We start from the raw sequence: 7,916 nt of genomic DNA on the forward strand, positions 1-7,916 counted from the left end.
CTCGCTTCCCGCGAAGGATCACTGGATCCGGCCGGCGAGGGCGTTGGCCAGCCGGCGCGCGGCGTCGGCCGGTAGCTTGCCGTTGTTGTGCAGCGCCTGGTTGATGATGTCCTGGAACGTGTCGCTGAACAGCGGATAGTGGGTCGTGACCGGGCGGGGTCGGGCGTCTTTCAGGGCTTCGAGCAGGACCGGGGCGTACGGCTGCTTGGCCACGACACCGGAGTCGCGGTACGCGTCGGCGCGGGTCGCGGGCAGACCGCCGTCGCCGAACAGGGTCCGCTCGTTCGCCGGATTGGTGAGAAACTCGATCAGGGCCTTGGCGGCCTTGGGTTTCGTGGTGCCGGTGGCGATGGCGAGGTCCTGACCGCCCAGGACACTGTGGCGGAGCGGTTTCACGTTGAAGTGTGCCGTGATGTCGAACCCGCTGGTCGATGCCTGATCGGGCCGGTGTTTGAGGTTGCCGTACCAGACCGGCCAGTTGCGCATCATCGTGACCGTGCCGGATGCGAAGGCGATCGCTGTCTGCTTCTCGTCGTCCTGTTCCGACTCGGCCAGCAGCCCCGGCTTCTGTCCCGGTCCTGCCGTCGAGCCCTGGGCCAGCGGCTCGAGCGCCCGCGCAGCCTGATCCGGGTCCAGCACGATCCGGCCGTCGGGCGAGACCACCTCGCCCCCGGCCGCCCAGATGGCCTCCAGCGCGTTGACGGTGAGCCCTTCGTAGCTCCGGAGTTGGGTCACGTACCCGGCCTGGATCCCCGGTGCGCCGGTCGCGGGCGGCTGGCTGGCGATCTGTCGCATGTCCTCGGGTGACGGCGGTAGCTGGGCGGGAATCCGCTCACCGCCCTTGCCGAGCACGTCGGTGCGGTAGTAGAGCAGGCCCGCGTCGGTGTTGAAGGGCAGTGCCCACAGCTTGTGGTCGAATTCGCAGGACGCCAACGGTTGAGGCAGGAAACCGTTCGTATCGGTCGAGCCGAAAGGGCGGATGTATCCGGCTGCGGCGAACTCCGGGATCCAGGTGACGTCGAGGTTGTACACGTCGACCCGGCCGTCGTTGCGCTGCGCCTGGCTGACCAGCCCGCTGTGCTGGAGGTCCGCCGAGTTCGGCAGTTCCTCCAGGCGGGCCTGGTTGCGGGGGTGGTCGGCGTTCCACCGGTCCAGCAGGTGCTGCCGCTGCGCCCCCGTACTCGTGTCCGTGCCGCTGAGGACGACGAGATCGCCGGGTTCCAGGGCCCGCGAGTGGTCGAGGATTCCGCGTACGCTGTCGATGAGTACCAGCACGAGGATGCCGCCGAGGAATCCGACGGCGTACGGGTAGAGGCGCCGCAACCAGTGCCGGCGCGGCGGTGGCGTCTCCTGCGACATGGTGTCATTGCCCCTTCCACAGACTTTCGAAAAGCTGTGCCATGGTGCCGGAGATGTGATCCAGGTCGGCGTCGAGGCAACCGCCGTGGCCGTCGGTGAGTGCGCTCAGTCCCTGGGCCCCCTCGCAGGCGGCTTCTCCGATCGCGACGACGAACAGCCGCACGCCCGTCGCCTTGTTGAGCGCCTCGACCGTGTCCCGGGTCTGCTGGAGGGTCATGCCACTGCTGGTGTCCTGCCCGTCGGTCAGCACCACCAGCGCCGTGGTCCGGCTGCCGGTGTCGGAACCCGCGACGGCGCGCAGGCCGTCGACGATGGTCCGGTAGAGCGGGGTGTCACCGGCGGGCTTGACGCTGCGCAAGGCGTCCACGGCGGCGCCCCGGTGCGCGGGGGTGCCGGCGCCGATGCCCAGCAGTTGCCGGTACGGCCCGGCTCCACCCGGGAAGGTCCACAGACCCAGTTCGTCCTGCGCCCCGATCTGCCCGAGGGCCTGGGCGAAGCCGGCGCCCGCCACGGTGAACCGGGAGCCACCGGCCGTCCCGACCGGATCGTCCATCGAGCCCGACGCGTCCATCGCCATCAGGACCCGCCCCGGGGCCTTGGCCGCCTCGTACAACCGCACCGCTGCCTGCGGGTCGACCCGCAGGCAGCGGGTGGACACGAACGTCGGGGCCGTCGCGAGGCAGTCCACGGGCGGGCCGAGGTCGACCTTCGCCAGCGCGTCCCGACCCTGGGGGTCGCTCAGCCAGTTGCGGATGCTCTGCGCGGCGGCCCGCTGTGTCGGGTCGTTCCAGGTCCAGGTCGGTTCTACGAGCGGGTGGTCCAGCACCGGCCCGTCACCGGGTCGGGCCGCCGACCAGGCCGCGAAGTCCGGGCGGCCACCGGCGCAGGAGCTGCCGAGGGCGCCCGCGGCGCTGTACAGGCGCCACAGCTGGTCGCTGGTGATGACGACCGTAGCCTCCGCGTCGTGACCGGCCTGGCAGAGCGTCGCCACGCTGTCCGCCCCGGGGATGGCCGTGGAGTCCGTGACGATCTGGACCCGCCGCCGCGCCTGCGCCGGCCCCACCAGCTCGTGCTCGCCGAGCAGGTAGCTGACTGTCGCGAACAGGCCGGTCGTGGAGTTGTCGGGGTCGGGAGCCACGATGCCGGTGCCGGCGTCGAACGCCGTCGCCAACGCCTGAGACCAGGACAGCGTGCTCTGGGCGGGGCCGGATGGGGGAGTGCGGCCCGCGATGACGATCGGGGAGGATCCGATCGAGGCGATCGAGCCGGGCGCGACGTCGACTCGACCATCCTGGCCGGCGACAACGGTGGGTACGGGAAGGTCGTAGCCGGACTTGCGCGCCAGCGCCAGTACGGCGCCGACGTCCACGGAGGCGTCCGGAAGCCAGAGATCGGGCCGCGGGCCGATGTCGCGCACCGGATTCTGGTCGGCGCTGGTGGTCCAGCCGGCGGCCAGCGCGCTTGCCACCAGCTTTGTCGGGGCCGAGTAGACGAGCGGGTGCACCGTCGGGCACCGGTCATCGGCCCCGCCGCCCCCGGGGCGGGTGCCCGTGGCCGTCGAGCGCGCATAGGCGCTGAACACACCCTGGGCCCACTGCTGGCTGTCGGTCGAGGTGAGGATGCGTACCTCGGACGGCTCTGGGCAGCCGGTGAAGGCGGCGAGATCGGTCCGTTGTGATCTGACCGCCACGACGGCGACGAGGGCCACGGTGAGGGTGGCGCCGAGGGCCCGCTGCCAGAAGGGGACCCCGCCGGGAAACGGGAGGGTCAGCCAGCGGCGCCAGTGTCGCCGCACCCACGGATTGATCTTCCGGCCCGCAAGGCGCAGAACCCGCTCCGCCCGCAAGCGCAGCCGGCGCACGCCGATGACGGTGAACGCCGCATCGACGAGCGCACCGACCAACTTCATCCAGGGGTCGAGATCGGACTGTTCCAGAAACAGCCCTCCCGCCAGCACGGCGACGAGGACGAAGACGCTCGCTTCCTCGGCTCTGTCCTCCCGGCCCTCGATGCCGGGCGAGCGGTCGTCTTCCACCGGGACGGTTCCTCTCACAGAACCCGTGATGCCCGGTCATTATGGCAGCTGCCGTGAAAACCGAGGTGTCCCGACAAGTGTCCGGACATCGACTCGGCTCTCCTTGCGATAACGCGCAAAGGTGCCGTGACGCGGCGGTCAGCGCGGCTGTGCGTCGGCGGGGAAGCGCGCATGTCCCGGTACGCCGAGCAGCCGCAGCTTGTCGTAGCTTTCGGTGCCCGGGGGAGCGGTGAGCACGAGCAGCGCCTGGGACTGGTCCTCAGTGAACAACACCTGGCAGTCGAGCTCGATCGCGCCGAGTTCGGGGTGGATGAGCGTCTTGTGGTCGGAGAAGCGCTTGGCGACCTCGTGCCGTTCCCACAGTTCGGCGAACTCCGCGCTCGCCTTCTGCAGCGCCCGCACGAGCTCGCCGGCGCGCGACCGCGGGCCCATCGACCCGTAGGCGGCGCGCAGGTTCGCGACCTGGGCCCGGCTTTGCCGGTCACGGTCACTCTCCGGGTAGCGCAGCCGCTCGGAGGGATCGGTGAACCAACGGTAGATCTCGCTGCGGGCGAGCCCCGTGTAGCGGGACCTGTCGCCGAACAGGGCCTCGGCCATCCGGTTCTGCACGAGCGTCTCGCCCAGGTTGGACAGGATGAGCGCCGGGGTGTCGTCGAGGCGGTCCAGTACCCGCAGCAACGCCGGGGCGACATGCCTCGTGGCCGACACGAACGAGGGAGCGTTGCGTCCCGCCACCCGGAACAGGTAGTCGCGTTCACCGCTCGTCAGCCGCAGGGCCCGGGCGAGCGACGCGAGCATCTGCTCGCTCGGCTGCGGCCCGCGCTGCTGCTCAAGCCGTGTGTAGTAGTCGGTCGACATCGCTGCCAGGGCAGCGACCTCCTCCCGCCTGAGCCCCGGGGCCCGGCGGCGGGCGCCGCCGGCGGGAAGCCCGACATCAGCAGGCTGCAACGCCTCCCGGCGAACGCGCAGGAAAGCCGCCAGTGCCGCACGGTCCATGATCCCATTATCCGTTCGCCCCGGGCACGAACCAGGGACCGCGGATCCCCCGATGAGCGATCTCTGCACCAACCCGGGCCGGCCGACCAGACTCGAGACATGAACATTTCCGGAAACACCGTCTTCATCCCCGGTGCCACCAGCGGCATCGGCCTCGCCCTCGCCGTCGAGCTGCAGGCCAGGGGCAACACCGTGATCGTCGGTGGCCGGCGGGTCGGGCTGCTCGAGCAGATCGCCGCAGAGCACCCTGCCATCGACACCGTGCAGATCGACACGACGGACGGCGCCAGCATCACCTCCGCCGCGAAGGAGGTGCTGGCAAAGCACCCGGACCTCAACGTCGTCGTCGCGATGGCCGGCATCATGCGTATCGAGGACTGGCACCGGCCCGCGTCCTTCCTCGCCTCCGCGGAGGAGGTGATCACAACCAACGTGCTCGGTCCGATCCGTCTCATCGCCGCGTTCATCGAGCATCTGCAGGCGCAGCCGGACGCCACCGTCGTCACCGTCTCCTCGGGGCTCGCGTTCGCGCCGCTCAAGGTCACGCCGAGCTACAACGCGTCGAAGGCCGCGATCCACATGCTCAGCGAGTCGATCCGGCTGCAGTTGGCTGACACCACCGTGAAGATCGTGGAGCTCGAGCCGCCGGCCGTGCGCACCTCGCTGCTGCCCGGCCAGGAGAACAGCGAGTTCGCGATGCCCCTCGATGAGTTCGTGGCGGAGGTCGTCGCGCTCCTGGAGTCACAGCCTGCCGCCAAGGAGATCCAGGTCGAGCGGGTCAAGTTCCTGCGCTACGGCGAGGCGCGCGGCGACTACGACCACGTGGTCGAGGTACTCAACGCGTCCGACCCCCACGGGCGGTAGTCCCGGTCGGCCTGCGCGGGCGGCCCGGCGCGGTGTACCGCCGCCGTCGGATCGACGCATCGCGTCCCGCCACGTTTGCCCGTCCCCGTTCCGGGCACCGATCCGTGAGGCTGGTCGGACAGGGAGGGACCGCCATGCAGATCGGGTACAAGCTCGCCGCCGAGGCGTTCGGGCCGAAGGAGCTCATCCACCAAGCGGTACGCGCCGAGCAGGTCGGATTCGACTTCGTGGAGATCAGCGATCACTTCCACCCGTGGCTGGACGTGCAGGGCCACTCGCCGTTCGCGTGGACCGTGCTGGGCTCGATCGCGGCGCGTACCGAGCGGATCGGGCTGGCGACCGGGGTGACCTGCCCGACCGTGCGCTACCACCCGGCGATCATCGCGCAGGCCGCCGCGACCCTGGCGATCGTCTCCGACGGCCGGTTCACCCTCGGCGTCGGCGCCGGAGAGCGGCTCAACGAGCACATCATCGGCGAGGATTTCCCCAACAACGTGCGGGGACGGCACGAGCGGCTGCGCGAGGCGCTGGAGATCATCAGGCTGCTGTGGTCCGGCGGGTACCACTCCTACGAGGGTAAGCACCTGCGGCTGGAGGACGCCCGGGTGTGGGATCTGCCCGACACCCCACCGCTGATCGCGGTCGCCGCCGGTGGGCCGGTCGCGGCGAAGCTCGCCGCCGAATTCGGCGACGGGCTGTTCGCCACCGAGCCGAAGTCCGAGATCGTCGAGGCGTACCGGCGTGCGGGCGGATCCGGACCCCGGTACGCGGAGGTCCCGGTGGCCTGGGCCCCCGACGAGGAGCAGGCGGTTCAGGCGGTGCTGAAGACCAGCCGGTGGGCGGTCACCGGTTGGAAAGTGATGAGCGAGCTGCCCAACCCGGTCAACTTCGAGGCCGCCTCGGCCACCGTCACCGCCGACGACATCCGCAAGCAGTTCGCCGTCGGTCCCGACCCGGAGGCGTTCGTGCGCGCGGTGCAGCGGTACGCCGACGCGGGCTTCGACCGGCTGGTGCTGCAGAACGCCGGCCCGGATCCCGACGGGTTCCTCGACTTCTACGAAACCCGGCTGTCCACGCAGCTGCGCGTGCCGGCATAGCCGAACCCTCCCGACCACGTCGACCGACCCGTCCACGCGGCCCGCCCACGCACCGGCGAGGTGACGGGCAGCCGCGCGTCCGATCACAACAGCCGTGTATGCGACAGCGGGGGTTGATCGACTGCGCTACCGTGCGGTGTCCCGGAAACAGATCGAAGGATTGACACGTGCGGAGATTCACGACGTTCACGACGGCCGCCGTTGCGGTGGGTGCCCTCGCGCTGACCGCGGGATGCGGGCCCAAGCAGACGGCCTCCTCGTCTGCACAGAACCAGCAGTCGGACGTTCTTGCGCTCATGGTCAAGGACGTCACCGGCACGGTACGCAAGGTGGTGGACAAGACCAGCAAGGCGACCTCGGTGGCGGTGAGCATGACCGGTACCGCTGCCGGTAAGAAGATCGACGGGCACGGTGTGGTCGCGTTCGGTTCGCAGCCGCAGGCGGAGATCACCACCACCGTCGACACGATGGGTGAGACCACGGTACGGATGCTCGGCTCGGTCTTCTACGTGCAGATCCCGGCGGGCGACCGCGACGGGCTGAACGGCAAGAGCTGGATGAAGATGGACCTGTCCAAGGTCGGCGCGAACGGTGGCGCCATGGCCAAGCAGTTCGAAGACATGGACCCGAGCAAGCAGGTGCGCACGCTGCTGGACAGCGGCGCCGTCACGGCGGTCGGCCGGGAGAAGGTCGGCGGGGTGCAGACGGTCCACTATGCTGGGACCGCTCCGATCGCCAAGTACCTCGGCCAGCTGGACACCACGACCCGCTCGACCGTGGAGCAGCAGCTGTCGGCGCAGGGCGTCACCCAGGTCAAGATCGACCTGTGGGTGGACGACAAGTACCAGCCCCGCCGGGTCCACAGCGTGATGGGTACCACCGACGTCACCGCCGACTACACCGACTACGGCAAACCCGTATCGGTGGTCGCGCCGCCGCCGTCGGACACCGTCGACTTCGACGATCTCATGAAAAACCTCTCCAGCCTGACGACCGGCAACTGACCGGACCCGGATCGCGTACGCGGCGCTGTCGACGGCTCGTACAGCCATCGGCGGCGCCGCCGTAAACGCGCTACCACATTCGATCCGAACGCCCTAGCATTCGTCGCCGTGACTGATCTGGACACGGCGGTGGAGGTGCGGCCGGTCTGGTCCATCGTGGCCAACGTGGTGGACGAGCGCCCGTACGGTCCCGGCGGCGCCGAGCGGCGGCGCGGGCTCAAGCTGTTCCGGCCCGGTGCGAAGGTCTACGTGGTCGACGGCTTTGATGGGATGGGCTATGAGACCGTCACCGTGGTCGGGCAGGTGCGCAAGTCCTCGCGTTTCTCCACAGTGCACGTTCCGGCCAAGCACCTCACGAATTGGCGGGTGCGGCTGGTGTACAGCCCAGCGGCGCTGCGGCAGATCGCGGAGATCCGCTGGGGCGGGCGGGGCGGGTTCTGGCTGCGCGACGTCGCCGACACCGGCGCCGGGAGCTTCCGCGACGCGTTGCTTGCGGTGGCCGAGCGGTTCCGCGAGTGGACCGAGGCCGAACGGGCTGACGGCCCGTAGCAGCCGCAGGAT

The 7,916-nt window shown here is 70.0% G+C and carries 7 protein-coding genes; 4 read left to right on the top strand and 3 right to left on the bottom strand.

Features of this window, described 5'->3' with window-relative positions; all coding sequences use genetic code 11:
• Positions 1 to 18: 18 nt before the first annotated feature.
• The 3 genes from HC031_RS31255 to HC031_RS31265 all read right to left on the bottom strand — a co-directional run bounded on the left by HC031_RS31255 (position 19) and on the right by HC031_RS31265 (position 4,390).
• Entirely contained in the window at positions 19 to 1,359 is a 1,341-nt protein-coding gene (locus HC031_RS31255; RefSeq protein ID WP_167929062.1) for an extracellular solute-binding protein, read from the bottom strand.
• Between the two features lie 4 nt (positions 1,360 to 1,363).
• On the bottom strand, positions 1,364 to 3,394 hold the full coding sequence (locus tag HC031_RS31260) for a substrate-binding domain-containing protein (protein ID WP_167929063.1): 2,031 nt from the start codon (positions 3,392 to 3,394) through the stop codon (positions 1,364 to 1,366).
• A 138-nt stretch (positions 3,395 to 3,532) separates the two neighbouring features.
• Positions 3,533 to 4,390 carry a helix-turn-helix transcriptional regulator gene (locus HC031_RS31265; RefSeq protein WP_167929064.1) on the bottom strand — a complete coding sequence of 286 codons (858 nt, stop codon included), beginning with the start codon at positions 4,388 to 4,390 and terminating at the stop codon, positions 3,533 to 3,535.
• Between the two features lie 99 nt (positions 4,391 to 4,489).
• Here HC031_RS31265 and HC031_RS31270 point away from each other — a divergent pair, with 99 nt between their 5' ends.
• The 4 genes from HC031_RS31270 to HC031_RS31285 all read left to right on the top strand — a co-directional run bounded on the left by HC031_RS31270 (position 4,490) and on the right by HC031_RS31285 (position 7,904).
• Positions 4,490 to 5,254 carry an SDR family oxidoreductase gene (locus HC031_RS31270; protein WP_167929065.1) on the top strand — a complete coding sequence of 255 codons (765 nt, stop codon included), beginning with the start codon at positions 4,490 to 4,492 and terminating at the stop codon, positions 5,252 to 5,254.
• A 134-nt stretch (positions 5,255 to 5,388) separates the two neighbouring features.
• Complete coding sequence (locus tag HC031_RS31275; protein ID WP_167929066.1) at positions 5,389 to 6,351, top strand: TIGR03557 family F420-dependent LLM class oxidoreductase; 963 nt, start codon at positions 5,389 to 5,391, stop codon at positions 6,349 to 6,351.
• 167 nt (positions 6,352 to 6,518) lie between these two features.
• Entirely contained in the window at positions 6,519 to 7,355 is an 837-nt protein-coding gene (locus HC031_RS31280; protein ID WP_167929067.1) for an SCO4651 family lipoprotein, read from the top strand.
• 108 nt (positions 7,356 to 7,463) lie between these two features.
• The gene (locus HC031_RS31285; protein WP_167929068.1) at positions 7,464 to 7,904 is read left to right on the top strand and encodes a hypothetical protein; all 441 of its coding nucleotides are present in this window, start codon (positions 7,464 to 7,466) and stop codon (positions 7,902 to 7,904) included.
• Positions 7,905 to 7,916: the final 12 nt, after the last annotated feature.

The sequence above is a fragment of the Planosporangium thailandense genome, assembly GCF_011947195.1.
Classification (GTDB): Bacteria; Actinomycetota; Actinomycetes; order Mycobacteriales; family Micromonosporaceae; genus Planosporangium; species Planosporangium thailandense.